Genomic DNA, 24222 nt, shown 5'->3' with positions numbered 1-24222 from the left:
GGATAAATTATTGAAGAATATTTTACGATAACCTTGTATCACACTACAAAAAGCACTAGAGTATTTAACTTTTCTGAGCAAGCTAAAGGAACTTATCATGACAGTACGAGTATATGGGATTAAAAACTGTGACACGGTAAAAAAAGCGCTTAAATGGCTTGAAGCATATCAGCTACAACCCGTTTTACATGACTATCGTGTAGAGGGATTAACTACTGAATGGCTTGAACAAATTGAGAGCCAATTCGGTTGGGAAGCTTTGGTGAACAAGCGCTCAACTACTTGGCGTAATTTAGATGACGCGGTTAAAAATAATCTAGATCGTACAACAGCATTAAAAGTGCTATTAGAGCAACCGACCCTAATTAAACGCCCGATTATTTTACAAGACGGTATTGCGCTCATTGGCTTTGATGTCAAACAATATGAACAAGCGTTCGGTAAATAATTTATTTTTGGAAATTAGAATATGAAAAACAACATCATCAACCTCGCACAAGATTTAATTCGTCGTCCCTCAATTAGTCCGGCTGATCAAGGCTGTCAACAAGTGATTGCAGATCGTTTGCAGCAGTTAGGCTTTACACTCGAGTGGTTGCCATTCGGCGATACGTTAAATTTATGGGTGAAGCATGGTAGCGGACATCCTGTAATTGCATTTGCTGGACATACTGATGTGGTGCCGGTTGGTGATGAAACTCAATGGACTTATCCTCCGTTTGAAGCTTGTATTGTGGATAATATGCTTTACGGACGTGGTGCGGCAGATATGAAAGGTTCGCTTTCCGCTCTGGTTGTTGCCGCAGAAGAATTTGTTAAAGCAAACCCAAACCATGCCGGCACGATTGCATTGCTGATTACTTCCGATGAAGAGGCGGCGGCAAAAGACGGCACGGTAAAAGTGGTGGAAACACTGATGGCGAGAGGCGAACCGATTCACTATTGCGTAGTGGGAGAACCTTCTAGCGGCAAAGTGTTAGGCGATGTGATTAAAAATGGCAGACGAGGCTCAATTACCGGTGATCTTTATATCGAAGGTGTACAAGGCCATGTTGCTTATCCGCATTTAGCCGAAAATCCGGTGCATATGGCATTAAATTTCTTAACCGAATTAACCACTTATCAATGGGATAACGGGAATGAATTTTTCCCACCGACCAGTTTACAGATTGCTAATATTAAAGCGGGAACCGGTAGTAATAATGTCATTCCGGGCGAATTATACGTGCAATTTAACTTACGTTATTGCACCGAAGTGACCGATGAAATTATCAAAAACAAAGTGGCGGAAATGTTAGCTAAATATCAGTTAAAACACCGCATTAGCTGGAATTTATCTGGTAAACCGTTTTTAGCAGGTAATGGGGAATTAGTCAAAGCAGCAGTACAAGCGGTCGAAAATGTCACAAAAATTACCCCTCGTTTAGATACGAGCGGAGGGACTTCAGACGGTCGCTTTATCGCATTAATGGGTGCGGAAGTTGTCGAGTTCGGGCCGTTAAACGCTACTATTCATAAAGTGAATGAATGTGTTAATGTTGATGACCTTGGCAAATGTGGAGAGGTGTACTATCAAATCCTCGAATACTTACTCAAAAGTTAATGCTGAGGAAAGATTAAAATGATAGCAAGCCTCGAACAAATCCTCACCGGTAAAACACGCGAACATCTTGTGCCGTTGCCGAATCCGTTATCGAATAAACACTTTTTGCAAGCTGAGGTGGTCGATGCCTTTCTAGCATTGCAGCAGGCAGCAAAAGAAGCCGGTTTTAATTTACAGCCTGCTAGCACTTATCGTGATTTCGAACGCCAAATGCTGATTTGGAATGCAAAATTTAATGGTGAACGCAAAGTACATGATGATAGCGGCTGTGCGATTGATATGGCTAAATTGGACGATTTACACAAAATCCAAGCGATGATGCGCTGGTCGGCAGTACCCGGTTCCAGCCGTCATCATTGGGGAACGGAAATTGATATTTTTGATCCCGATTTGCTGCCGGAAGGGCAAAATTTACAGCTTGAGCCTTGGGAATACCAAACCGGCGGTTATTTCGCACCATTAGCCGAATGGCTGCACCATAATGCCGAACATTTCGGTTTTTATTTTCCTTTCAACGGTGTGAATAATATCAAAGTTGGTTATGAGCCTTGGCACATCAGTTATCGTCCGATTTCCGCGGAATATGAAAAGCTATTCAGTCATGAGATTTTGCAAAAATCGTGGCAAAATGAACCTCTTGCCGGTAAACCCTGCTTACTTGAACATTTTAATCAGCTATTTAGCTGATATTTCCTACCATGGAATACTCCGACGGCACGGAAATAGCACATACTTTTTCTTATTCTGTGTACCTTGGTGCTTTCCGTGGTTAATTACCGAATAATTTTTTTGCAATTAATATAATGACAATTCAACTTATCAACGAATCTTCGCATACTGAGAAATTTCAGCAAATTTGTGACAAATGGCAACTAGCTCACGACCCATCCGCTATTCTTGCGCTAGTTTTAACTGACGAGCGTTTAGAGCTGCGTAAACTGGACGAACCGAAACTCGGTGCGATTACCGTGAATTTTGTCGATGGCACTATGGCACACCGCCGTAAATTCGGTGGCGGTCGAGGCGAAGCGGTAGCAAAAGCAGTGGGGATCAAAGGTGATTATTTACCTACGGTTATTGATGCTACCGCAGGACTCGGCAGAGACGCTTTTGTATTGGCCTCTGTCGGCTGTAAAGTATTATTAATTGAACGTAACCCAATTGTAGCGGCGTTATTGGAAGACGGTTTGGCAAGAGCCTATGCCGATCCGGAAATCGGCACATTTATGCAAGAACGAATGATTTTAGCCGACGTGCGTAATATCTCGTTACTAGACGCAGCACAGCAAATGGCTGATGTGGTTTATCTCGACCCGATGTATCCGCATAAACAAAAGAGTGCGTTAGTGAAAAAAGAAATGCGAGTATTCCAACATTTAGTTGGTGCAGATTTAGATTCAGATGATTTTTTTGCGCCGGCAAAAGCTCTTGCCCGTAAAAGAGTGGTGGTAAAACGTCCGGACTATGCGCCCTTTTTAGCGGGGCAAAAACCGGATTTTTCGCAAACCACGAAAAATCACCGCTTTGATGTTTATCTTTCACATTTAAAATCTGCGTAAATTTTTGTGAAAATCAGACTGCTTGTCCTATGAACTTCTAGGCAAGGCACTGTTTTTTTAGTAGGATCACAATCTTTATAGTTTTTTAGGTCTAATAGGACAAGGTGTTATCGTGCCACAACGTGATTATGCAGCCCGCTCGAACAAAAAAAAGGGTACTAATAAATCTCTCATTTTAGGGATTATCATTCTCTTACTTTTGGCTGGTGGGATTGGTCTATGGGTATTAAAAGAAAATGCACCGACGCAAGCAATACCTGTAGCGCAACCGACTCAACCAGTTCAGCAGCCGCAAGGCCCTGCCTTACCGAGTCGACCGGAAGAGGTGTATAGCTATATTCGTGATTTGGAAACACGTGAAGTGTTAACCGACAATAGCCAGAAATCACAAGAAAAATTAGCTCAGCTTTCAGCAGAACAAAAACAGCAGCTTGAGGCAAAATTAAAGCAAGAAGAAGCGGCTCGTTTAGCATCGGAAAAACCGGCAACTCAGCCTGAAGCAGCGACACCGGCAGCATCGACTGAAACAGTAACAGAAGCGCAACCTGCGGTTGTTGCGTTAACACCGGAAGAGTTAGCTGCAAAGAAAGCGGCTGAACAAAAGGCGGCGAAATTAGCGGAAGAAAAACGTAAGCAAGCAGAATTGAAGAAACAACAAGAGCTTGCGAAGCAGAACCAAGCTCCGGTTGAAACGGCTAAACCGGTGGAAACCGCAGCAAGCGCAGAACAACAAGCAAAACTCGCAGCAGCAAAAGCGAAAAAAGCGGAACAAACCAAAGTAGTTGCAAGTGCGGCAAAACCAGCAGATAAAGCAACTAATCAAGCGGGTCGTTTCGGTTTACAATGCGGTGCATTTAAGAATAAAGCGCAAGCTGAAAATATGCAGGCTCGCTTAGCGATGGCTGGTTTTAATGCGCGTATTAGTTCAAGTTCTGATTGGAATCGTGTTTTTGTCGGTCCGGTTGGAGACAGAGCAGCAGCATCGACTGCACAATCGAATGCCCGTAGCGTAGCGGAATGTGTGATTGTTTCGATGTAATCGAATTAGAAATAAAGAAGGCTCAGTTTTGTAACTGAGCCTTTTTTGTAACTGATTCGTTATTATTTTTTCAGTAAGAATGTTACTGCATCTACATAACGCTTAATAAATTCATTGGTTGATTGTGAATCCGCAAAACCTTCCATATTCAGTTGGTATTGACCGTTCACGAAAAATGCCGGTACACCACGAATTTTAAAATCTTCCGCTAATTGCACTTGTTTATTTACTAAACCGTTTACCGCAAAACTGTTGATGCCATTATCAAAATCCGCTTCGCTAACGCCGTTTGCAGTAAATATCGCTTTGATATCATCCATTGATTTGAATGCATCTTTTTGTGCTGCTTCGAATAATGCGGTTTTCACTTTATCTTCCACGCCTAATGCCATTGCTAATGCCCATGCACGAGTTAAATTCTCAGATTGGCGACCTAAGAAGTTCACGTGGTACTGAACTAATTTTGCATCTTGCGGAAGTGCCTGTTTAATTTGGCTTGGGATTTTATAAGTTAATTCAAAATCATAGCAATGTGGACAGTAGAATGAGAAAAACTCTACTACTTCTTTTTGTGCCGAAGGCGCTTGGCGCACTTGTGTATACTCTTTACCTTCTGCCGGAGCTGCCGCTAACGCTGTTGAATTTACGGTAAAAAGTGCGGAAAGTGCTACTAATGCTGATTTTAATGCAAATTTTTTCATTATGTTTCCTCAAATAAATAGATTCGCCTATTGGACTATCTTAGTCGTTTAAAATTCCACGGGCACGTAATAATGCCGTTTTGAAATCTTCTTCATAATCTTTTTTAATGCCGGGAATCGGCTCGTGTTTATCTGCATTACGCATTTTTAATTGATAAATTAAAACCTCATCACGTAATGCGGCATAGTTATCTGGTTCACCGACTTCAACTGAAAGTTGTTGTAAAATATCCATCAGATGTAAATCCGGGTTTTTACGCCAATGTTCACCTAATAACTCAAGTAATTCCTCTAAACGTTTGCATTTCATACTTTGCTTCCTTAAAAATCCTTGTTGAAAAGTTTTCGGAATCATATACTTTTAGCCATACTTTTGCAAAAAACTTGGACATAAAATGTTACAAATAGATCAAATCTCTGCGGTCATTTTATCCGGTGGGCTTGCTCGCCGTATGAATGGAGCAGAAAAAGGCTTGCAGATATTGAACGGTAAAACGCTAATTGCGCATATTGTGGAACGTCTTACGCCACAGATTGCTCAGATTCATTTGAATATCAATCGAGCACAAGCCGAATATCAAACACATTTCCCACAATTGCCTTTTTATGGCGATAGTTTGAGCGATTTCCAAGGACCTTTGAGCGGAATGCTATCCGGCTTTGAAAACATTGCCAGCGAATATCTGTTATTCGTCCCATGTGATACGCCATTCTTACCAAATAATTTAGTGAAAAAACTCTCGGTCGCATTAGCGATCAATCAAGCTCAAATCGCTTATGTGCATGACGGTGAGCGAGCGCATCCTACTATTGCCTTGATTCATCGTTCGGTAGCTGAACCGCTCCGTCACTATCTGGCAAGCGGTGAGCGTCGCCTATTCCAATTTTTCCAAACACAAAAAAGTGTTGCGGTAGATTTCTCCGAGCAAAAAGCTGCTTTTCAAAATATGAATACCTTTGCCGATTTGGAAAATTTTAGTTTAACAGTTACGAACACACCCAAATTATTGGGTATTACTGGTTATAGCGGCACTGGCAAAACTACCTTATTGGAAAAATTAATTCCAAAATTGACCGCTTGTAACATTAGAGTCGGGCTGATTAAACATTCTCATCACAATGTTGAAGTAGATAAACCGGGTAAAGATAGTCATCGCTTACGTGTAGCCGGTGCAAATCCGACTATGATTGCCTGTGAAGAGCGCTGGGCATTAATGACTGAAACACCGACACAAGCGGTCGATTTTCAGCAATTAATTGCAAAATTTAATCCTGAAACTGTAGATTTAATTTTGGTGGAAGGTTTTAAACACGAGCCGATTGCCAAGATTCAGCTGCACCGCCAAGCAATTGAAAAACCGTTACCGGAGTTAGATCAATGGACAATTGCAACTGCGACCGATTACCCGCTCACACGAGAGAATCGCTTAGATATTAATGATGTTGAGCAGATTGCGGATTTCATTCAGCAATGGCTTAAAAGCTAAAAGAAAGCGGTAAGATTTACTGAAAATCTTACCGCTTGTTGCTTATTTAAGACCGAGCTTTTTCTCGAGGTAGTGGATATTCGTGCCACCTTTACGGAAGTTTTCGTCTTCCATAATCAGATTGTGTAATGGAATATTGGTTTTAATTCCTTCTACAATCGTTTCTGATAAGGCATTTTGCATACGACGGATTGCAATATCACGATCTTCTGCAAAAGTAATCAATTTACCGATCATTGAATCATAATGCGGTGGTACGGTATAACCGGTATAAATGTGAGAATCCCAACGTACGCCTAAACCGCCCGGCACGTGTAAACGTGTGATTTTACCCGGAGAAGGTAAGAAGGTATTCGGATCTTCCGCATTGATACGGCATTCGATCGCATGACCTTTCACTTTAATGTCTTCTTGTTTAATTGAAATCGGAAGACCTGCCGCCACACGTAATTGCTCTTTTACTAAGTCCACGCCGGTGATCATTTCTGTTACCGGATGTTCTACTTGTAAACGGGTATTCATTTCGATGAAATAGAATTCACCGTTTTCGAATAAGAATTCAAATGTACCCGCACCACGATAGCCGATTTCACGACACGCATTCGCACAACGTTCACCGATGAATTTACGTAATTCAGGGGTAATACCCGGTGCCGGTGCTTCTTCCACCACTTTTTGGTGACGGCGTTGCATTGAACAGTCACGTTCCGCTAAATAAACCGCATTACCGTGTGTATCCGCTAAAACTTGGATTTCAATATGGCGTGGATTTTCTAAATATTTTTCCATGTACACCATATCGTTATTAAATGCTGCTTTCGCTTCCGCTTTGGTCATTGCGATAGATTCTTCGAGATCTTTCTCGTTGTATACCACACGCATACCACGACCGCCGCCGCCGCCAGACGCCTTAATAATAACCGGATAACCGATACGTTTTGCAATTTCTTTGTTTTTTACCGGATCGTTACCCACTGGGCCGTCAGAACCCGGTACGCAAGGCACGCCCGCTTTTTTCATTGCATTGATTGCCGATACTTTATCGCCCATTAAACGAATCACGTCGGCAGTCGGGCCGATAAAGGTAAAGCCTGAGTTTTCTACTTGTTCGGCAAAGTCCGCATTTTCAGATAAGAAACCGTAGCCTGGGTGGATTGCGTCTGCGTTAGTCACTTCTGCAGCGGCAATGATCATTGGAATATTTAAGTAACTTTTTACTGAAGGTGCTGGACCGATACAAATTGTTTCGTCCGCTAAAAGCACGTGTTTTAATTCACGGTCAGCCGTTGAGTGAACCGCAACCGTTTTGATACCAAGCTCTTTACACGCACGTAAAATACGTAATGCGATTTCACCACGGTTTGCAATGACAACTTTTTCTAACATTGGAGTTTTCCCCTTTTACCAAGGAAGAGAACGGAACACTCAGAAGAAGCTGTAAGCGGTCAATTTTACTGATTTTTTTGCAAAATTTGAGAGAAAATAGACCGCTTGTCAGCTTGTAGAATTCCGTGTATTCCGTTATTTCCGTGGTGAATAAATTATTCGATGATGATAAGTTTTTGGTCGAATTCAACCGCTTCGCCGTCGTTTACTAAAATCGCTTTAACCACACCGGCTTTGTCTGATTCGATACGGTTCATCATTTTCATTGCTTCAACGATACATAATGCATCACCAACGTTTACTGTTTGACCTACTTCAATAAATGGTTTTGCATCTGGGCTTGGGCTGCGGTAGAAAGTACCTACCATTGGTGAAAGCACTGCGTGACCGCTTACTTCTGCTGATGCAGCCGGCGCTGCAGCTGCAGGTGCCGCTTGTGCAACAGGAGCCGCTGCTGGCGCAACCGCTGCCGCTTGAGGTGCCGCAACATATTGCACTGCCGCTGATGCGGCCGGTTGAGCACGACTAATACGTACTGTACCTTCTTCTTCAGACACTTCTAATTCAGTGATGCCTGATTCTTCAACTAATTCGATAAGTTTTTTGATTTTGCGAATATCCATAGTGAGATTCCGTTTTTATAGTCAATTAAAAAGAGAAACTCTGCACAATACTGTGCAGAGTAAAAATCTTGTCTAGATTACCTGAATTTCGCCAATTTTGCGAATAAAATCTCGTAAAATTGGCGATATTCACGCAATTTTATAACTCATCGTAGCAGTTACAAAGCGAACTTATTTTAATAAATCTTCGTTCTTTTTGTAGTTCCATTTACTACGAGGTTTGTCAATATACTGAAAATACTCGTTGGTGAAAGTACCTTGTGCGCAAGTCACTTTGTCTCGGCGAGTATTGACTTGTTTGCTACCAATTGCGGCATTCAGTGTATCCGGCCCCGTCATCACGAAGACACCGCCTTCAATTCGGCGATTTTCAATATTGCTGACAATAATTTCGAGCGTATCTTTTAAGATAGGATGACCTTTCTCGCAAGCTAAAAAGAAATTGGTATATTTGTCACGACGTTTAATTAAGACTTCCTGATCATTTTCCCGAATAATTTGTGAGATTGGGAAGACCAAATGCCCGTCAATATCAATATAGATTCCGCCTTCTTGCAATAATGTAAACACACGCCAAAAATCTGCTTGCGCCGCACCGTCGGTTAGCTTGCTATAAGCATTAAATGTGCGTTCATCAGCATTCGCCTTAATATAAGCCTCACGATCTTCAGTACTGACATAGCGATAATCGTAACTTAGCGACATTAAGCGGTTAAACAGATAATTCGCATATACCGGTAACGTTACTTTGTTTGAATAATTGGTTTGCCAAATGGTTTTCGTGATTCGGGTAGTTTGCTTCGACTTAATTTTTGCCGGACTATATTCCGGAATGGTAAAACGAAGTTTAGGCAAAACGGCATGAAACGGGTAGCTTAATACTTTAACAATATTGCCGAATAAGCGTTCTAAACCGTTACAGACGACAATCAGCGATTCATATTTCACCGGATTAGCCATTCATCATTTCTCCTAATTGTATTTTTTGTAATTCTGAAATTGCGAAGTCGAGCGCATAATCATAACCTTTTGCACCTAAACCGCAAATCACGCCTTTTGCAACATCACTTAGATAAGAATGATGGCGGAAAGGTTCACGGGCGTGAACATTCGAAAGATGGACTTCAACAAACGGAATAGACACAGCCAATAACGCATCACGAATCGCAACACTAGTGTGGGTAAATGCACCCGGATTAATAATAATGAAATCGGTATTTTGAAAGGCTTGATGAATACGATTAATCAGCGGCTCTTCACCGTTTGCTTGGAAGTAATCTAATTCGTAGCCTTGTGCCTGTGCCGATTGTTGTAAGTGTTGTTCAATATCTGCGAGGGTTTGTGAACCGTAAATATGCGGTTCACGTTTACCTAACATATTTAAATTCGGACCATTGAGGAGAAGAATTTTTTTCATATCGATTCCTTACAAGCGGTAAAAAAATCCCCCTCTTTTGCAAGAAGGGGGCGGAAAGATTTAATTACTCTTCAATAGTACGAAGTAATTCGTTGATACCCACTTTACCTAATGTTTTCGCATCAACTTTTTTCACGATAACTGCGCAATATAAGCTGTATTTACCGCATTTTGACGGAAGGCTACCAGAAACAACCACCGAACCTGCCGGTACTCGACCATAGTGGATTTCGCCGGTTTCACGGTCATAAATACGGGTTGATTGGCCGATAAATACGCCCATTGAAATTACACAACCGTCTTCTACGATTACGCCTTCAACCACTTCTGAACGTGCGCCGATAAAGCAGTTATCTCCGATAATAGTTGGGTTTGCTTGTAATGGTTCTAATACACCACCGATACCTACACCACCAGATAAGTGAACGTTTTTACCAATTTGTGCGCATGAGCCTACGGTTGCCCAAGTGTCAACCATCGTACCTTCGCCCACGTATGCACCGATGTTTACATAAGATGGCATTAATACGCAGTTTTTAGAAATATATGCGCCTTTACGTACTGTTGCAGACGGCACTACACGGAAACCTTCTTGTGCAAAACGTTCTTCAGTGTAATCGGCAAATTTTAAACCTACTTTGTCGTAGTATTTGGTTTCTGCGCCATCAATGATTTGGTTGTCATTGATACGGAATGAAAGTAAAACCGCTTTTTTTAACCACTGATGAGTTACCCACTCACCGTCAATTTTTTCCGCTACACGATATTTACCGCTATCTAAACCTTCGATAACTTCTTCGATTGCAGCACGAGTTTCTGCATCAACAGTTTTTGGTGTGATTTCAGCACGACGCTCAAATGCCGCTTCAATAATTGCTTGTAAAGACATTGTTGTGTTCCTTTAATGTGAATGGGAATGTGAGAGAAAATTTGTCGTAATTTTTAACATAAATAGCCATTTTTTGCTACTAGAAAAAAGACAATCGGTTAGATTGACAAAACTTTTTGCAAAATTTTGCACAAATCTAACCGCTTATTCTCTCTTAGGGGAGGAGCTTTACTTTTAAGCAAGCCGTTAGTTGACTAGGCTAGAACTGATCAATAATTTCCTTCAACAAGCGGTAAGATTTCGCTTGTTTTTGTTCATCGTAGATATAAGTTACCGCCATAATTTCATCAATTTCCGCTCGTTTAGCTAATTGTGTCAATTGGGTTTTAACCGTTGCTGGCGAGCCGACTAGCGTGCAAGCGGTCATTTGTTCCACCACCGCTTTTTCTTGGTGGTAAATCTGCATTTCACGTAAATCGACCGGTCCGAAGTGTAGCTCGTTTTCCGTACGGTTAAAGTTTTGCCACACTTCCGCATCATTTGCCATTGGCGGTTGTAAATTCTGTTGTGCATTGGTCACGACATTAATAAAGAATTGGGTTTGGGTGGTCACCAGACTTTGTGCTTCCGCATCGCTGTCCGCCACAATCGCATTCACGCCCATAATCACATAAGGTTTTGCCAAATAGGCGGACGGCTTGAAATAACGGCGATAAATTTCGACCGCTTCCATCATCATACGTGGGGCAAAGTGAGCGGCAAACGCATAAGGTAAGCCGAGTTCTGCCGCTAAATAAGCGCTTTCGGTGCTGGAACCTAAAATATAGAACGGAATATCTAAACCGGCGGCAGGGTAAGCGGAAACCGGATTGGTATTTTGGAAATAACCACGCAGTTCGGCAATTTCATCCGGAAATTCGAGATGTTTTGCCCCTCGGCGTAACGCATTAGCGGTACGCATATCGGTGCCGGGCGCTCTGCCTAAGCCAAGTTGGACACGATTTGGATAAAGGGTTGCAAGTGTACCGTATTGTTCCGCCACAATATAAGGGCTGTGGTTCGGTAACATCACGCCGCCAGAGCCGACCGCAATTTTTTTAGTATTGGCTAACGCGTGTTGAATCAGCAGAGTGGTCGCCGAGCTGGCTAGGTTTTTCATATTATGGTGTTCGGCAATCCAATAGCGAGCCAAATCCAGTTCTTCCGCCAGTTGTGCCAGTTTCACCATAGATTGCATTGCTTGTGCGTAGTCTTGTCCTTCACGCACCGGGACGAGATTTAAAATAGAAAGTTGCATAATGTGATAAATCCGAGTGTGATAAATAAGAAAACGGTGTAAAAATGCTTGTTTTTACACCGCTTGTATAGACGTTAATTAGAAATAACCGCGTTGATATTGTGCAGGCACAAATTCAATACCGCTGTTATTTGACGCATTTTGTGCGTATTGTACATTCAATAACCATTGTGGGTCACGTAATAATGCACGGCCAACGCCCACTAGATCCGCATCGCCGATTGCTAACACATGATCAACCACATTCGCATCGTCCAACATACCGACAGCAATAGTAGGTAAACCGGTCGCTTGTTTTACCGCACGAGCTAGATATACTTGATAGCCTGCGTTAAATGGAGGATGTTTACCTTCTGCTAACACACCGTCACCGCCGGCACTTACGTGCATACAATCCGCACCTGCTGCTGCAAAACGTTTTGCCATTTCCACACCGTAATCCGCATCAAAACCGTCCGCACCGAATTCTTGTGCAGAGATACGAACGATTAACGGCATATCTGCCGGCATGACCGCTTTAGCCGCTTTAATCACTTGCTCACCAAATAAGAAACGATCTTGACCATATTCATCAGTACGTTTATTTGATTTCGGTGATGAGAATTGGTGAATTAGATAACCGTGTGCACCGTGAATTTCAATCGCATCGAAACCAACTTCCACTGCACGTTTTACCGCATCTTGGTAAGATTGAATCACTTCCTGAATTTCCGCTTTGCTTAATTCACGAGGAGTTTTTAAATTCTGACCGGCATAATCCAATTCACCGTAATGAATTGCCGAAGGGGCAACTACATCATCGCAATCTTGTGCTTTACGACCGGCGTGACCGATTTGCACCGCAATTTTACTGCCGTATTTATGCACGGAATTAACAATCGGTTTAAACGCATCACGTTGTTCATCATTCCATAATCCTAAGCAACTTGGGGTGATACGACCGTTTGGTGCAACGTTAGTCATTTCTACAATGATTAAACCGACACCACCAATCGCACGAGCGGTGTAATGCACAAAATGCCAGTCGTTCGGCACACCGTCTGTTGCTGAATATTGGCACATTGGTGGCATCACGATACGATTTTTAAGTTCAAGATTTTTGAGTTTGAAAGGTGTTTGTAAATATCTAAATTTTGCCATGGGTCTAATCCTTTATGTCTAAAAAACGAATGGATTTTAATCGGCTGAAGATATAAAATCTAATCACTATTCTTTATACTAAATATAAATATGCGTGATATTAGAACCGTTGATTTAAACTTATTGAAAGCGTTTGATGCACTCTTGCAAGAACGTAACGTAACCAAAGCGGCACAACGTTTATCCGTGACTCAGCCGGCAATGAGTGCAATGCTAAATCGCTTGCGTGATAGCTTTGGTGACCCGTTATTTGTGCGTGTACAACACGGGATTGAACCGACTGCCAGAGCCTTGGCATTAATGCCTTCGGTTAAAACCATTTTGGCGGAAGTGAATCGAATGTTGCGCCCGGTGGAATTTGATCCGCAAACGGCTGAAATGACGATTAAGATCGCTTCTACCGATTATGGTTTGGAAGCGATTGGCACACCTTTTTTAGCCCATTTAAAACAACTTGCACCGAAAATTCGAGTGGCATTTTTACCGGCACAAGACGTGGATTTGTTAGCCCAATTTGAACAGGCAAGAATTGATATTGCCTTGGTTTCCACCCAACATATTCCGGCGGATTTACACAGCAAGCCGTTGCTGACAGAACATTATGTTTGTGTGATGCGAGCAGATCACCCAATGGCAAATCAATCGCTCAATTTAGACAACTTTTGTGAATTGGATTTTGCAATGATGTCCTATGACGGCGGACAATTTTACGGTGTTTGTGATGAGGCATTGGCGAAACTCGGTAAAACTCGCCGTGTATCAGTATCGGTTAATCACTTTTCTTTGCTACCGAATATCTTACGTAGCACAGACGTAGTGGCATTGGTGCCATCACGTTTATCCCATAACCTTAGCGGATTGATTTGCAAAGAGCTTCCGCTTGAAGTACAGGGCTTTGCAATCCAAATGGCGTGGCACGAACGCACCCACCAAGATCCAGCTTATCAATGGATCAGAAATTTGTTGGTGGAGAGTTTGACGAAACAATAATTGACGAACGTATTTGCAAAAAATTAGGGAAATTAGACCGCTTGTTATCTTAATTTCCCACATTATTTAAGCTTGTAAAACAAATTCAACAAATGCTTTTAGCACAGTGGAAGGATGTTTATGAGAGGGGTAAACCAAGTACATTTGATGCTGGTATTTAGGCTCGTTAGGCAGAATTTCAACTAATTGCCCTAATGTAAGATATTGTTCTACACAATAAGGTGGCAAAAAGCCGATAGCACAATCATGCAGTGCATATTCCAAAATCGCTTGAAAATCATTACTAACAAAATAAGTAGGAAGCTCAATATTTTGTTGTAAAAACATTTTTTCGAGTCGTAATCTTCCATTTTCTCCATAACCTGCGAGAGGGAAATGTTGTAATTCTTCCAAGGAATTAGGTGTCCCGAACTTGGCTAAAAATGCAGGGGTGGCTACCAATATTTGCCCAACTTCCGTTAATTTTTTTGCGATTACTCGGTCGCCCGATTCTCGATAAAACCGAAAAGCGACATCAACACCGTCAGCAAAAAAGTCGGTAATACGTTCGCTGGCGGTACATTGTATCTGAACATTTGGATAACGTTGTTGGAAATCTCGGATGATTTTCCATGCAGGAAAATAGGAGGGCGGCGTGGTAATCCTTAGCAGGCCGCTGAGTTGTTGTTCATCATGGTGTAGATTACGTTCCGCTTCTAAAATTGCTTCCATATTGAGATAGGTTTGCTCGTAAAATTTTTGACCGGCAACAGTGGGCGTAACGCCGGTTTTAGCTCGCTCAAGAAGCTGAATTCGTAAGTTCTTTTCTAATTCACTGATGTTACGACTTAGAGTAGAAAGAGGCAGTTGTAATTTTTCAGCTGCTTTTGACAAACTGCCCATTTGTACCGCACAAATAAACATTCTAATTGCATTTAAATCCATATCATCCTCTATTAACACCCTTCCATTTTTGGAAGATAAATTCCTATTATAGATTATTCTGTTCAATATATAAAAACATTAAACTAGCCAACCTTAATTCATTTACATTGCTCGGAGAATAGGATGATTGCAGTTTATGCGGTTGCGGTAGTTAAACCGGAACATATTGATACATTTAAAACATTGGTTAATTCATTGGTTGAGGCTTCTCGCCAAGATAAAGGTTGTGTGAGTTACCAAGTTGGTACTGTTGCCGGCAAGGAGAATACTTTTGCTTTTGTTGAGCAGTGGCAGTCAATGGCGGATTTAGAAACTCACACACAACAAGTTCACTTTACGCAAGCGGTTGAAAAATTTGCGGATTTACTTAGCCAACCACTTGATATTAACGTAGTCGAATTATTTTAAGGAGAAGTTTAATGGCAATTTCTAAACAAGAAATTTTAGATGCATTTCATTTCCGTCACGCATGTAAACAATATGATCCGACTAAAAAAATTAGTACGGAAGATTTTGAATTTATTTTAGAAACAGGGCGTTTATCACCAAGTTCATTTGGTTTTGAACCTTGGAAATTTTTGGTCATTGAAAACCGTAAAATTCGTGAACTGATTCGTGACAATGCTTGGGGCGCAGCGGATAAAGCAACGGATTGTAGCCATTTTGTCGTGTTCCTTGTTCGCCAAGAAAATACGCTGAAACAAGGTAGCGATTACACCCAATATATTATGAATGATGTATATCATTTACCAAAAGAAGTGGTGGATTTACGTAATACTTTCTACAAAGATTTCACAGAGGAACATATTGCGATTGCGAATAATCCTACTCGCTTTTACGATTGGGCTTGTCGCCAAAGTTATATTGCATTAGCAAATATGATGACTTCTGCTGCAATGATTGGTATCGACAGTACGCCGATCGAAGGTTTCCATGTAGAGGAAATGAATAAGATGCTGGCGGACGCTGGTTTGTTTGATCCAAACCTATTCAAAGTGAGTGTAATGGCAGCTTTTGGTTATCGTGGTATGGAGCCATTCCCAAAAGCTCGCCAGCCAATGGCTGATGTCGTTGAGTGGGTAAAATAAGTCTCGCTAATCAGGTTATACAAGCGGTGGTAAATTCCTAAAATTTTACCACCGCTTGTTGTTTGTTACTGAATAACAAAGCTACACTAGCTCGCATCCCCTTTCGGGCTTACCCCAAAATGTCTTTTATATTCTCGGCTAAACTGGCTTGGACTTTCGTAACCGACTTGGAAAGCAATATTGGCGATATTGCTTTGCTTGGTTTGAATAAGCTTTTGTGCGGTCAGTAGGCGATGCGATTTTTGATATTGTAACGGTGACATATTGGTCATTTTTTTAAAATGCGAATGAAAACCTGAAACCGACATTCCCGCCTGTTTTACTAAATCGTCCACTCGTAACGGCTCAGACAAATGTTGCTCGATCCAAAGTGCGGTTTGAGCAATTCGATTTGTGTGGCTACCTACTTGTACCAATTCTCGTAATTTTTGCCCTTGATCGCTTTTTAGCAGAACATAGTAAATTTGTTGTTGAATAAGCGGCGCAAGAAAATCAATATCTTCCGGCGTTTTGAGCAAATCAATCAGGCGCTCGAACTGAGCCAATAGATTTTCTTCCATTTGCCATTGTAAGAAAGCGGTCGATTTTGGCTGATTTTTTGCAATGGTTTTTGGAATATGCGGCACGATACTTGCCACCATTTTTAGATCGATTTTCATCGTCATCATCAAGTAGGGCTTTTCAGGGCTTGCTTCTACCACTTCCACCGACAATGGCACGTTTACCGGACAGAACATAAAATGTTGATTGCTGAATAGCGTACATTGATCACCGATACAAATTTTTCGCTCGCCTTGCAACACAATACAAATGCGAGGTTCAAGAATTGTGTTTGCCACCGGTGTAGGGCGGTCGGCGTGCTGAATCACAAGTCCTTCAATCGGTGTTTGCCAAACTTGGTTTTTCGGTACAAGCGGTAATAATTTATCAATAATTTGCATATTTGTAGAATTAGGCAAGTTGTTTGGAGAAATAATATACCTGTAAAACAAAAGCTATCATAAGATAATCACAGTTTCAAACGCAATGAATTTATCGTGTGATCAAGGAGAAACAAAATGAAAGACGTACAAAAAACGATTGAAATTTTACAACATATCTCTACACAACTTACTGCAAATGCGCTTAATCATCAAATTATGTCACGTGTATTTGCTAGCCAAGGATTTACCAAGCTTGCAGAAAAATATGCGGAACACGGTACATCCGAATTGGATTTTATTGCTCAATTCCATAATCGCATTTTAGATTTAGACGGCGAAATTCGCCAAGACGAAATTCCCGCTCGCCAAATATTCAACGATATTGAAGACTTCTTAGCATACGATTTAAAAGCCTCACTAGACGGCTTACCAATCATTGAAGACGTTTTAAATGCGGGTTATTTAGATATTACCTCTTACGACCTTATCAAAGAATATTATAAAGATGAGGAAGAAGATTTAAACTGGACGAAGTCGCAAATCGACTTAATCCAAGCGGTCGGAAAACAAGTTTATTTAGCAAAAATGCTATAAGGAGCAAACAATGGCAATGGTAAAAGATTTTTTATATAACAACCTAAAACATAACATCGAAGCGGGCAAAATGCAGTATGGCGTGGCGTTAGAAACCACCTCAGCCGATGTGGCGGAAGTGCTTGCGACCACGGATTATGACTGGCTTTTCATTGATGCGGAACATGGTCCGCATAACATTCAGACCATTTTAAACGTAGCTAGAGCGATCGCTCCTTATGAAATGACACCTGTGGTACGTGTTGGCGAAGCAACCGCTGGTACATTCAAGCAGTTAATGGATTCAGGGATTCAAAATATCATCGTGCCAATGGTGGAAAGTAGCGAAGAAGCGGCACAAATCATTCGTTGGGCGAAATATCCGGCTGAAGGTAAACGTGGCATGGGCGCAGGTGTAGTGCGAGCATCTCGCTTTGGGCGTATCCCTGATTACCAACAACGCATTGATGATGAATCAATGATTATGTTGCAAATTGAAAGTCTAAAAGGTATGGAAAATTTAGATGCTATCGTAAGCACTAAAGGCGTAGGCGCGATTTTCTTAGGCCCTGCGGATTTAGCGGTGGATATGGGATTAGGTCCAAATATTCTTCACCCTGATGTGGTGGCAAAAATGGAATATGCAATCAAGCGTATTCGTGAATTAGGCGTACCTGTGGGCACAATCGCCGCTACTCCAGAGCAAGCAAAACACTATGCGGATCTTGGCGTATCATTCTTCGCTCTCGGTGCAGATACGGCTTTCCTTGCGAGTGCAGCAGATAGCACTGTGGCGAGCTTTAAGGCAACATTAGAGAAATAGGCAGCTTGCGTGGGCTAAACCGCCCACGCATTTCATTTTTCTGATGTCCTACCAATCCTTCCCACCAACTTCTTCCACAAAAAATCAATCAGTTTGCTTTTCATTGCTGATAAACAGCAGCGTTTTTTCCAGCTGATAAGCGTGAACTGCACGACTGAATTGAGCGAGGCGTTGCGAAATTGGTTTAAGATTTTCACTTTCAAAAAAGGCGGTCAGTGCTTGGTGGTTTTTAAAACCTAAAATCAACGCAGCTTGAAATTGTGCTTCTGGCGGGTTGTCGTGTGCCACATTGGGGGAATCCCATTGGGCTTGATTGTATTTGCCATAAACGTGGCTACGAAGTTCGGTTAAACCGTTAGCATTTAAATTCGCAAGGCTTGGGGCAAGTTCTTGGTTGATGAATTGTTGGAAAAGTGATTCGCTGACTTCATCACGCTTACGAAGAAATACCATTACGTGTGCTTGTGTCGGTTGTGCATCAAGCTGGTACCATTTTGAGTTATCAGGCGAAGCAGCATATAGCAGAGTGCGTGAAAATAAATTGATTTCATCGGCTTGTGCCATTTGGCTGTATTTTTCGCCAAGAGCAATAGCTTCATAGCTTTTTAAAGTAACATCGGCAACACCGTCTATTTTTCTGTCCGCAGGAATCTGGGTTTGCACGCCTTCTATCGCAGGCCACAATCCCGTATTTACTTCGTTAAAATGTAATTGACGATATTCAGCTAAACTTGGATTGGCACTAATAATTTTGGCGTGTGGTCCAGCCCATCTGTCCATACTCACTTGGCGTGGTTTATCAGTACGCATCCACAATAAAATAGATGAAGAAAGTTTCGCTTCGTGATTAACAGACGTTGAAACAGGCAAAACGACAGGGGTTGCGAAACAGCCCGTGTTCAATAATAAGCCCAATAATAAAGTGGTAATTTTCTTCATTGGTATTCCTTGATACAAACAAATAGAAAATCGATATTATATAAAAGATAAAAAACGTCTTGAAGTGATATTTTAGGCGGCATTTTGTCTATATGATTAACCGCAAGTGGTCGAATTTACAAAATTTTTGCAAAACCTGACCGCTTGCGATCATCAGCAATTTGCTTTAAAATGCGTTCAAATTTTTAAACTTATGAACATAAATTTATGATGACTACTGATGAAACGATGAATTTAATGCGTGAGTGCATTCCGATTTTCAGTGTGTTGGCAGATGAAAACCGCCACCAAATTCTACGGCTGTTACTTGAGCAAGGTAAGATGAACGTAAATGCGATTACCGAAAAATTGCATTTGTCTCGCCCTGCGGTGTCGCACCATTTAAAACTGATGTTAGCGGCAGGGGCTGTGTCGGTGGAGCAAGTTGGTAAGGAACGATTTTATGCCATTGCAATGGCAGAGGCTACGCAAAAACTGCAACAGCTATCGGCAGCATTTGCCCTCTATTGCCCGAGCCAACAGCGTTAATTTCAGACGGCATTGCCGTCTTTATTTAGCATTGTTGGGTTTATATTTTTAAACCTATCAACTTATTTTATAAAGGAAAAATAATGACCATTTTAAATACACCTATTCAACTCAAAAACGGTAAAACACTGAAAAACCGCCTGTTCAAAGGGGCAATGAGCGAGCAACTTACCCCTACACTTCGCCCAACTGAAGATTACGTCCAACTCTACGAGACTTGGGCAAAAGGAGGAGCTGGCGTATTAGTTACTGGTAATGTGATGATAGATAAAACGGCTCTCGGTTCGGCAAAAGATGTCGTGATTGAAGACGACAGCGATTTGGCAATGCTCAAACGTTGGGCTAGGGCTGGCACGCAAAACGGCACAACCTTACTAATGCAAATCAACCACCCCGGCAAACAGTCGCCCAAAGATTTATCGCCGGAGCCTGTTGCACCAAGTGCCATTGGCTTATCAGGTAATCTTGGCAAGTTTTTTAACCCACCACGAGCCTTAACCGAAAGCGAAATTTTAGATCTTATCCAACGTTTTGCCCTTGTAGCGAGTGTGGCGGGGCAAGCTGGGTTTTCGGGCGTACAAATTCACGCCGCCCACGGCTATCTGATCAGTCAGTTCCTTTCACCTGTGCATAACCAACGCCAAGACCAATGGGGGGGCAGTTTGGCAAACCGTATGCGGTTTTTGCTAGAAATCTACCGTGCAATGCGCACCAAAACATCACCTGATTTCATCATTGCCGTCAAACTCAACTCGGCAGATTTCCAAAAAGGCGGGTTTAGCGAGGAAGAATCAGTGCAAGTGGTAGAAAAGTTGGTCGCGGAAGGCATTGATTTAGTGGAAATTTCAGGCGGTAACTACGAAAGCCCAACAATGTTAGAAGGAGTGAAAGAAAGCACGCAACAGCGAGAAGCCTACTTTTTGGACTACGCCAAAAAAGTCCGCCATATCTGCACCGTGCCACTGGTCATTACGGGCGGTTTCCGCTCACAAAGCGTAATGGAAAAAGCGATTGAAAGTAATGAAGTGGATCTAATTGGTATTGCCAAACCATTTGCTATTTTGCCCAATCTGCCGAATCGCATTTTTGCAGGCAATTATCAAACGTTAGATCTAAAGCCAATCCGCACAGGCGTGAAAAAAATTGATGATCTACTTGGTTCAATGATCGAAATGGGGTGGTATATGTATCAAATGGCGTTAATCAGTCAAGGTAAAGCGAGTAAACCGCAATACAGCGCGTGGTGGATTTTATTGAAAATGCTGTTTACGCAAGGCTTCAGACGAGAGCGAGCCTAGTATCAAAATACAGAATCCCCTTAATCGAGATTAATCTGTTTCAATGATGTAGCGGCTGTATTTCGCTACTATTGGAGAAATAGGCAAGAATTTTGCAGAAATGAGCTACCTCCTACCGCAAAATCATCGCTAAAATGACCGCACTTTAAAGCAACAACCTTACTTAAAACAAACGGAGAAATGTGATGAAAATTTTTTACAAAACATCAGCAACAGCAGTAGGCGGTCGTGACGGTCATACACGAGTAGATGACGGTTCACTCGGTTTAGATTTAGTTGGTTTCCAAAACGAAAGTGGCAAAGAGGGTGCTAACCCTGAACAACTTTTCGCAATGGGTTATGCAGCGTGCTTTGATAATGCGATTATCCACGTTGCTCCAACACTGGGCATTAAACCGACTAAACACTCAACAACTGTTGGTGTGGGTATCGGTCAAAAACCGGACGGTGCATTCAGCTTTGAAATTGACATCACGATTACCGTGGAAGGAATCAGCTTAGAAGAAGCAAAAACTTTAATTGAAAAAGCACACTCAACTTGCCCATATTCAAACGCAACACGTGGCAATGTCGATGTACGTTTACACGTGAATGTGATGCAAACTTTTGACTTGTAATTAACAAGATGCCGCCTGAAATTTTAGGCGGCATTTTTTTCATCTCGAACAATAGTATCGTAAGGAGTTTGGTATGCATCAACGACAAGCGATTTTGCATTATGCTAAAACACAATACGGCGTAGAGCCTGAATTTCTTTTTGTCGATAAATATCCTTCTTATGCGATTGCGGTATTACGCCACCAAAATGCCAAACAAAAGTGGTTTGCTTTGTTGATGACTGTTCCCAATAAAAGTTTAGGTTTAGCGGGTGAAGAAGTCTCCGATATCGTTACGCTAAAATGCGATCCTGAGATGGTGAGTATTCTGCAACAAGATAAAAATGTTTTACCGGCTTACCATATGAACAAAAAACATTGGCTGAGTATTGTGCTTGATCAGGGCTTTGATTTTGATGAAATGAAAAAGTTGCTGGATTGGAGCTATGATCTGACCGTGAAATAAATATTTGTAGAATCAGGCATAAAATTTAGAGAAATGCGATACCGATTATTCCTTAGCCTACATATGATAATGGCAACAAGCGGTTAAATTTCCTCAACATTTTGCATAAATGCTGATGTTTGAATATTGGCTTTGCCAACGGCGCTAAAGAAATGAGTGAACTCCGACCGCACTTTTCATTTAAGCAGAGGACAACAGAATGTTAGATTTTTCAACTACCACACAAACTCGTAAATCTATTCGTGAATATCTACCAGAACCACTCACCAAAGAAGAAATGGATGCGGTTTTAAAAGATGCAATGCGTGCGCCTTCTGAGGTAAATGCTCAGCCTTGGGTGGTGCATATCGTATCTGGTGAAGCCTTAAAACGTTTGTCTGATAAGTTGGTGGACGGATTCCGTACCGGTAATCTCGCCCCTGATTTTATTTTTGACCAACACGCCTTGACGGGTGTTTATGAAGATCGTATGCGTGATTCGTACAAACGTTTGTATGACGCATTCAATATTTTGCGTGAAGACAAAGCAGGACGTAAAAGTTTTGCCGAAGAAAATGCCCGTTTTTATGGCGCACCGCACGCTGCATTTTTCTTTATGCCTGATTTTACTGACAACGTATTTACTGCATTGGATGTTGGTATGTTGGCACAGAATTTCATGCTATCTCTCACCGCGCACGGTTTCGGTAGCGTGCCGCAAATTGCATTAACTTATAGTCCTGATGTGGTTCGCCAAGAATTTAATGTGCCTGATAATTATAAATTAGTGCTAGGTATTTCTTTCGGCAGACCAAAACCGAATTCTACTGCCAACAGCTATATTCAACCACGTGCACCACTGAGCGAAACCGTGGTATTCCATGAATAGTTTGGAAATTAGAGAAATAGCCCCCTACACATTGATAGCAAAACTTATGGAGAAAAAATGAAAGTTAAATATCTTGCGACTGCCTTTGCATTGGTATTATCAATAGCTGCAACAGCAGCCGAGCAACCACGTACCGCCCATTTGCTTGCAGCGGAATATCAAGACTTAACGGCACTTTCAGCGGTAAAAATCGATCCTAAAATGATGCATAGCAAAGAAGGTTTAGATCAAATCAATGCAGCATTTTTAAAAGCGGCAAATGAAGATAAAGTTCAGCCTGATGCGAAATTTACTGCACCCGCACAAGGCAAACAGCCAGCGGTAGATTTATATGTTTATCGTCCAGATAACGGCAAAAATGCCAAACTACCTGTGGTTTATTTTATTCACGGTGGCGGTTATTTAATCGGCAATGCCCGCCAAAATAATGCCTCATTACTTGAACTGGCAAATTTGAACAATGTAGCGGTGGTTAGTCTTGAATACCGTTTAGCTACGCAAGCCCCATTCCCAGCGGATATTGATGATGCTTATCACGGTTTATCTTATGTGTTGAATAATGCAGACAAATTCAATATTGACCCAAATAAAGCCATTATTATGGGCGAAAGTGCAGGTGGTGGTTTGGCGGCACGTTTAGGTTTGAAAGTGCGAGATAAAGGCGAATTTAAACTGAAAGGACAAGTGCTGATTTACCCAATGTTGGATTACCGCACAGGCTCAGAGAATTCTTTGTATAAAAGCCCGAACACAGGCGAGTTTGTTTGGACTGCGGAGTTTAACCGCATTGGCTGGCAAACATTAAAAGGCGAACAAACCATTAGCGAGCAACAAATACCATACTATTCTGCCGCTACGGCTAAAAATCTGGCTGGATTACCACGCACTTATATGATGGTTGGCGATATGGATTTATTCGTAAATGAAGATCTTGATTATGCCAACCGCCTTGTACAAGCTGGTGTGAAAACAGATTTACAAGTTATCTCAGGCGTATATCATGCCTTTGAACTGATGAACCCGACCAGCCCACAAACTGAGGCTTATAAAGCGGGGCGAACAGATGCTATTCATAGAATGCTGAATGAGTGATGTAAATAGCGTCCGAAACAGAGCATTTAGATA

29 protein-coding genes are annotated in these 24222 nt (G+C 41.8%); 17 read left to right on the top strand and 12 right to left on the bottom strand.

Annotated elements, in window-relative coordinates; all coding sequences use genetic code 11:
* Positions 1-97: 97 nt before the first annotated feature.
* The 5 genes from ASU1_RS08100 (at position 98) to ftsN (ending at position 4201) form a co-directional block, all read left to right on the top strand.
* Complete coding sequence (locus ASU1_RS08100) at positions 98-448, top strand: ArsC family reductase (RefSeq protein ID WP_014992266.1); 351 nt, start codon at positions 98-100, stop codon at positions 446-448.
* Positions 449-469: 21 nt separating this feature from the next.
* Positions 470-1603 (top strand): succinyl-diaminopimelate desuccinylase, encoded by a 1134-nt coding sequence (gene dapE / locus ASU1_RS08095; RefSeq protein WP_014992265.1) that lies wholly within the window; start codon positions 470-472, stop codon positions 1601-1603.
* A gap of 18 nt (positions 1604-1621) precedes the next feature.
* Positions 1622-2290: a M15 family metallopeptidase gene (locus tag ASU1_RS08090; protein WP_014992264.1), complete on the top strand. Its 669-nt coding sequence runs from the start codon at positions 1622-1624 to the stop codon at positions 2288-2290.
* Between the two features lie 116 nt (positions 2291-2406).
* Complete coding sequence (locus tag ASU1_RS08085) at positions 2407-3162, top strand: class I SAM-dependent methyltransferase (RefSeq protein ID WP_014992263.1); 756 nt, start codon at positions 2407-2409, stop codon at positions 3160-3162.
* Between the two features lie 112 nt (positions 3163-3274).
* Positions 3275-4201 carry a cell division protein FtsN gene (gene ftsN, locus ASU1_RS08080; RefSeq protein ID WP_014992262.1) on the top strand — a complete coding sequence of 309 codons (927 nt, stop codon included), beginning with the start codon at positions 3275-3277 and terminating at the stop codon, positions 4199-4201.
* A gap of 62 nt (positions 4202-4263) precedes the next feature.
* On the opposite strand, the gene dsbA is transcribed toward ftsN, so the two are convergent.
* Entirely contained in the window at positions 4264-4902 is a 639-nt protein-coding gene (gene dsbA / locus ASU1_RS08075) for a thiol:disulfide interchange protein DsbA (protein WP_014992261.1), read from the bottom strand.
* Positions 4903-4942: 40 nt separating this feature from the next.
* Entirely contained in the window at positions 4943-5212 is a 270-nt protein-coding gene (locus tag ASU1_RS08070; RefSeq protein ID WP_014992260.1) for a YihD family protein, read from the bottom strand.
* Positions 5213-5297: 85 nt separating this feature from the next.
* Between ASU1_RS08070 and mobA the strand changes: the two genes are divergently transcribed.
* Positions 5298-6389, top strand: coding sequence for a molybdenum cofactor guanylyltransferase MobA (gene mobA / locus ASU1_RS08065; RefSeq protein ID WP_014992259.1), 1092 nt, complete (start codon positions 5298-5300; stop codon positions 6387-6389).
* 42 nt (positions 6390-6431) lie between these two features.
* On the opposite strand, the gene accC is transcribed toward mobA, so the two are convergent.
* The 7 genes from accC to ASU1_RS08030 form a co-directional block, all read right to left on the bottom strand.
* Positions 6432-7775, bottom strand: a complete 1344-nt coding sequence (gene accC, locus ASU1_RS08060) for an acetyl-CoA carboxylase biotin carboxylase subunit (RefSeq protein WP_005605929.1) — start codon at positions 7773-7775, stop codon at positions 6432-6434.
* A gap of 155 nt (positions 7776-7930) precedes the next feature.
* Positions 7931-8398, bottom strand: a complete 468-nt coding sequence (gene accB, locus ASU1_RS08055) for an acetyl-CoA carboxylase biotin carboxyl carrier protein (RefSeq protein ID WP_005622043.1) — start codon at positions 8396-8398, stop codon at positions 7931-7933.
* A gap of 171 nt (positions 8399-8569) precedes the next feature.
* A complete protein-coding gene (locus ASU1_RS08050; RefSeq protein WP_014992258.1) occupies positions 8570-9358 on the bottom strand; it encodes a glycosyltransferase family 32 protein in 789 nt (262 codons plus the stop codon).
* On the bottom strand, positions 9351-9815 hold the full coding sequence (aroQ, locus tag ASU1_RS08045) for a type II 3-dehydroquinate dehydratase (RefSeq protein ID WP_014992257.1): 465 nt from the start codon (positions 9813-9815) through the stop codon (positions 9351-9353). The genes ASU1_RS08050 and aroQ overlap by 8 nt, the downstream gene beginning before the upstream one ends.
* Before the next feature lie 64 nt (positions 9816-9879).
* Positions 9880-10704: a 2,3,4,5-tetrahydropyridine-2,6-dicarboxylate N-succinyltransferase gene (dapD, locus tag ASU1_RS08040; protein WP_005602738.1), complete on the bottom strand. Its 825-nt coding sequence runs from the start codon at positions 10702-10704 to the stop codon at positions 9880-9882.
* A gap of 199 nt (positions 10705-10903) precedes the next feature.
* Positions 10904-11941 carry an LLM class flavin-dependent oxidoreductase gene (locus ASU1_RS08035; protein ID WP_014992256.1) on the bottom strand — a complete coding sequence of 346 codons (1038 nt, stop codon included), beginning with the start codon at positions 11939-11941 and terminating at the stop codon, positions 10904-10906.
* Positions 11942-12019: 78 nt separating this feature from the next.
* Entirely contained in the window at positions 12020-13081 is a 1062-nt protein-coding gene (locus ASU1_RS08030; RefSeq protein ID WP_014992255.1) for an NADH:flavin oxidoreductase/NADH oxidase, read from the bottom strand.
* 90 nt (positions 13082-13171) lie between these two features.
* On the opposite strand from ASU1_RS08030, the gene ASU1_RS08025 reads away from it, so the two are divergent.
* Positions 13172-14071 carry a LysR family transcriptional regulator gene (locus ASU1_RS08025; RefSeq protein ID WP_014992254.1) on the top strand — a complete coding sequence of 300 codons (900 nt, stop codon included), beginning with the start codon at positions 13172-13174 and terminating at the stop codon, positions 14069-14071.
* A gap of 66 nt (positions 14072-14137) precedes the next feature.
* On the opposite strand, the gene ASU1_RS08020 is transcribed toward ASU1_RS08025, so the two are convergent.
* Positions 14138-14995, bottom strand: coding sequence for a LysR family transcriptional regulator (locus ASU1_RS08020; protein ID WP_014992253.1), 858 nt, complete (start codon positions 14993-14995; stop codon positions 14138-14140).
* A 123-nt stretch (positions 14996-15118) separates the two neighbouring features.
* Between ASU1_RS08020 and ASU1_RS08015 the strand changes: the two genes are divergently transcribed.
* On the top strand, positions 15119-15403 hold the full coding sequence (locus tag ASU1_RS08015; RefSeq protein ID WP_014992252.1) for a putative quinol monooxygenase: 285 nt from the start codon (positions 15119-15121) through the stop codon (positions 15401-15403).
* Between the two features lie 11 nt (positions 15404-15414).
* Positions 15415-16083: an NAD(P)H-dependent oxidoreductase gene (locus ASU1_RS08010; RefSeq protein ID WP_014992251.1), complete on the top strand. Its 669-nt coding sequence runs from the start codon at positions 15415-15417 to the stop codon at positions 16081-16083.
* Between the two features lie 86 nt (positions 16084-16169).
* On the opposite strand, the gene ASU1_RS08005 is transcribed toward ASU1_RS08010, so the two are convergent.
* Complete coding sequence (locus ASU1_RS08005) at positions 16170-17024, bottom strand: AraC family transcriptional regulator (RefSeq protein ID WP_039195377.1); 855 nt, start codon at positions 17022-17024, stop codon at positions 16170-16172.
* A gap of 117 nt (positions 17025-17141) precedes the next feature.
* Here ASU1_RS08005 and ASU1_RS08000 point away from each other — a divergent pair, with 117 nt between their 5' ends.
* Both ASU1_RS08000 and ASU1_RS07995 read left to right on the top strand, forming a co-directional pair.
* A complete protein-coding gene (locus ASU1_RS08000) occupies positions 17142-17600 on the top strand; it encodes a ferritin-like domain-containing protein (protein WP_014992249.1) in 459 nt (152 codons plus the stop codon).
* A gap of 10 nt (positions 17601-17610) precedes the next feature.
* A complete protein-coding gene (locus tag ASU1_RS07995) occupies positions 17611-18402 on the top strand; it encodes an HpcH/HpaI aldolase family protein (protein WP_014992248.1) in 792 nt (263 codons plus the stop codon).
* 84 nt (positions 18403-18486) lie between these two features.
* On the opposite strand, the gene ASU1_RS07990 is transcribed toward ASU1_RS07995, so the two are convergent.
* The gene (locus ASU1_RS07990) at positions 18487-19341 is read right to left on the bottom strand and encodes a hypothetical protein (protein ID WP_014992247.1); all 855 of its coding nucleotides are present in this window, start codon (positions 19339-19341) and stop codon (positions 18487-18489) included.
* A gap of 207 nt (positions 19342-19548) precedes the next feature.
* Here ASU1_RS07990 and ASU1_RS07985 point away from each other — a divergent pair, with 207 nt between their 5' ends.
* The 6 genes from ASU1_RS07985 (at position 19549) to ASU1_RS07960 (ending at position 24189) form a co-directional block, all read left to right on the top strand.
* Positions 19549-19869 (top strand): ArsR/SmtB family transcription factor, encoded by a 321-nt coding sequence (locus ASU1_RS07985; protein ID WP_014992246.1) that lies wholly within the window; start codon positions 19549-19551, stop codon positions 19867-19869.
* Between the two features lie 89 nt (positions 19870-19958).
* Positions 19959-21167, top strand: a complete 1209-nt coding sequence (locus tag ASU1_RS07980; protein ID WP_370622799.1) for an NADH:flavin oxidoreductase/NADH oxidase family protein — start codon at positions 19959-19961, stop codon at positions 21165-21167.
* 185 nt (positions 21168-21352) lie between these two features.
* A complete protein-coding gene (locus ASU1_RS07975) occupies positions 21353-21784 on the top strand; it encodes an organic hydroperoxide resistance protein (protein WP_014992244.1) in 432 nt (143 codons plus the stop codon).
* Between the two features lie 73 nt (positions 21785-21857).
* Complete coding sequence (locus ASU1_RS07970; RefSeq protein ID WP_014992243.1) at positions 21858-22229, top strand: MmcQ/YjbR family DNA-binding protein; 372 nt, start codon at positions 21858-21860, stop codon at positions 22227-22229.
* A gap of 199 nt (positions 22230-22428) precedes the next feature.
* The gene (locus tag ASU1_RS07965; RefSeq protein ID WP_014992242.1) at positions 22429-23097 is read left to right on the top strand and encodes a nitroreductase; all 669 of its coding nucleotides are present in this window, start codon (positions 22429-22431) and stop codon (positions 23095-23097) included.
* 57 nt (positions 23098-23154) lie between these two features.
* Complete coding sequence (locus tag ASU1_RS07960; RefSeq protein WP_014992241.1) at positions 23155-24189, top strand: alpha/beta hydrolase; 1035 nt, start codon at positions 23155-23157, stop codon at positions 24187-24189.
* Positions 24190-24222: the final 33 nt, after the last annotated feature.

Origin of the sequence: Actinobacillus suis ATCC 33415 (genome assembly GCF_000739435.1) — a bacterium.
Taxonomy (GTDB): domain Bacteria; phylum Pseudomonadota; class Gammaproteobacteria; order Enterobacterales; family Pasteurellaceae; genus Actinobacillus; species Actinobacillus suis.
This window is presented reverse-complemented; position numbering and strand designations above follow the sequence as displayed.

What these genes read in the sequence shown, in the direction of transcription:
- ASU1_RS08100 (WP_014992266.1), top strand. Translation starts at nt 98, where the DNA reads ATGACAGTACGAGTATATGGGATTAAAAACTGTGACACGGTAAAAAAA.
- dapE (WP_014992265.1), top strand. Translation starts at nt 470, where the DNA reads ATGAAAAACAACATCATCAACCTCGCACAAGATTTAATTCGTCGTCCC.
- ASU1_RS08090 (WP_014992264.1), top strand. Translation starts at nt 1,622, where the DNA reads ATGATAGCAAGCCTCGAACAAATCCTCACCGGTAAAACACGCGAACAT.
- ASU1_RS08085 (WP_014992263.1), top strand. Translation starts at nt 2,407, where the DNA reads ATGACAATTCAACTTATCAACGAATCTTCGCATACTGAGAAATTTCAG.
- dsbA (WP_014992261.1), bottom strand. Translation starts at nt 4,902, where the DNA reads ATGAAAAAATTTGCATTAAAATCAGCATTAGTAGCACTTTCCGCACTT.
- ASU1_RS08070 (WP_014992260.1), bottom strand. Translation starts at nt 5,212, where the DNA reads ATGAAATGCAAACGTTTAGAGGAATTACTTGAGTTATTAGGTGAACAT.
- mobA (WP_014992259.1), top strand. Translation starts at nt 5,298, where the DNA reads ATGTTACAAATAGATCAAATCTCTGCGGTCATTTTATCCGGTGGGCTT.
- accC (WP_005605929.1), bottom strand. Translation starts at nt 7,775, where the DNA reads ATGTTAGAAAAAGTTGTCATTGCAAACCGTGGTGAAATCGCATTACGT.
- accB (WP_005622043.1), bottom strand. Translation starts at nt 8,398, where the DNA reads ATGGATATTCGCAAAATCAAAAAACTTATCGAATTAGTTGAAGAATCA.
- ASU1_RS08050 (WP_014992258.1), bottom strand. Translation starts at nt 9,358, where the DNA reads ATGGCTAATCCGGTGAAATATGAATCGCTGATTGTCGTCTGTAACGGT.
- aroQ (WP_014992257.1), bottom strand. Translation starts at nt 9,815, where the DNA reads ATGAAAAAAATTCTTCTCCTCAATGGTCCGAATTTAAATATGTTAGGT.
- dapD (WP_005602738.1), bottom strand. Translation starts at nt 10,704, where the DNA reads ATGTCTTTACAAGCAATTATTGAAGCGGCATTTGAGCGTCGTGCTGAA.
- ASU1_RS08035 (WP_014992256.1), bottom strand. Translation starts at nt 11,941, where the DNA reads ATGCAACTTTCTATTTTAAATCTCGTCCCGGTGCGTGAAGGACAAGAC.
- ASU1_RS08030 (WP_014992255.1), bottom strand. Translation starts at nt 13,081, where the DNA reads ATGGCAAAATTTAGATATTTACAAACACCTTTCAAACTCAAAAATCTT.
- ASU1_RS08025 (WP_014992254.1), top strand. Translation starts at nt 13,172, where the DNA reads ATGCGTGATATTAGAACCGTTGATTTAAACTTATTGAAAGCGTTTGAT.
- ASU1_RS08020 (WP_014992253.1), bottom strand. Translation starts at nt 14,995, where the DNA reads ATGGATTTAAATGCAATTAGAATGTTTATTTGTGCGGTACAAATGGGC.
- ASU1_RS08015 (WP_014992252.1), top strand. Translation starts at nt 15,119, where the DNA reads ATGATTGCAGTTTATGCGGTTGCGGTAGTTAAACCGGAACATATTGAT.
- ASU1_RS08010 (WP_014992251.1), top strand. Translation starts at nt 15,415, where the DNA reads ATGGCAATTTCTAAACAAGAAATTTTAGATGCATTTCATTTCCGTCAC.
- ASU1_RS08005 (WP_039195377.1), bottom strand. Translation starts at nt 17,024, where the DNA reads ATGCAAATTATTGATAAATTATTACCGCTTGTACCGAAAAACCAAGTT.
- ASU1_RS08000 (WP_014992249.1), top strand. Translation starts at nt 17,142, where the DNA reads ATGAAAGACGTACAAAAAACGATTGAAATTTTACAACATATCTCTACA.
- ASU1_RS07995 (WP_014992248.1), top strand. Translation starts at nt 17,611, where the DNA reads ATGGCAATGGTAAAAGATTTTTTATATAACAACCTAAAACATAACATC.
- ASU1_RS07990 (WP_014992247.1), bottom strand. Translation starts at nt 19,341, where the DNA reads ATGAAGAAAATTACCACTTTATTATTGGGCTTATTATTGAACACGGGC.
- ASU1_RS07985 (WP_014992246.1), top strand. Translation starts at nt 19,549, where the DNA reads ATGATGACTACTGATGAAACGATGAATTTAATGCGTGAGTGCATTCCG.
- ASU1_RS07975 (WP_014992244.1), top strand. Translation starts at nt 21,353, where the DNA reads ATGAAAATTTTTTACAAAACATCAGCAACAGCAGTAGGCGGTCGTGAC.
- ASU1_RS07970 (WP_014992243.1), top strand. Translation starts at nt 21,858, where the DNA reads ATGCATCAACGACAAGCGATTTTGCATTATGCTAAAACACAATACGGC.
- ASU1_RS07965 (WP_014992242.1), top strand. Translation starts at nt 22,429, where the DNA reads ATGTTAGATTTTTCAACTACCACACAAACTCGTAAATCTATTCGTGAA.
- ASU1_RS07960 (WP_014992241.1), top strand. Translation starts at nt 23,155, where the DNA reads ATGAAAGTTAAATATCTTGCGACTGCCTTTGCATTGGTATTATCAATA.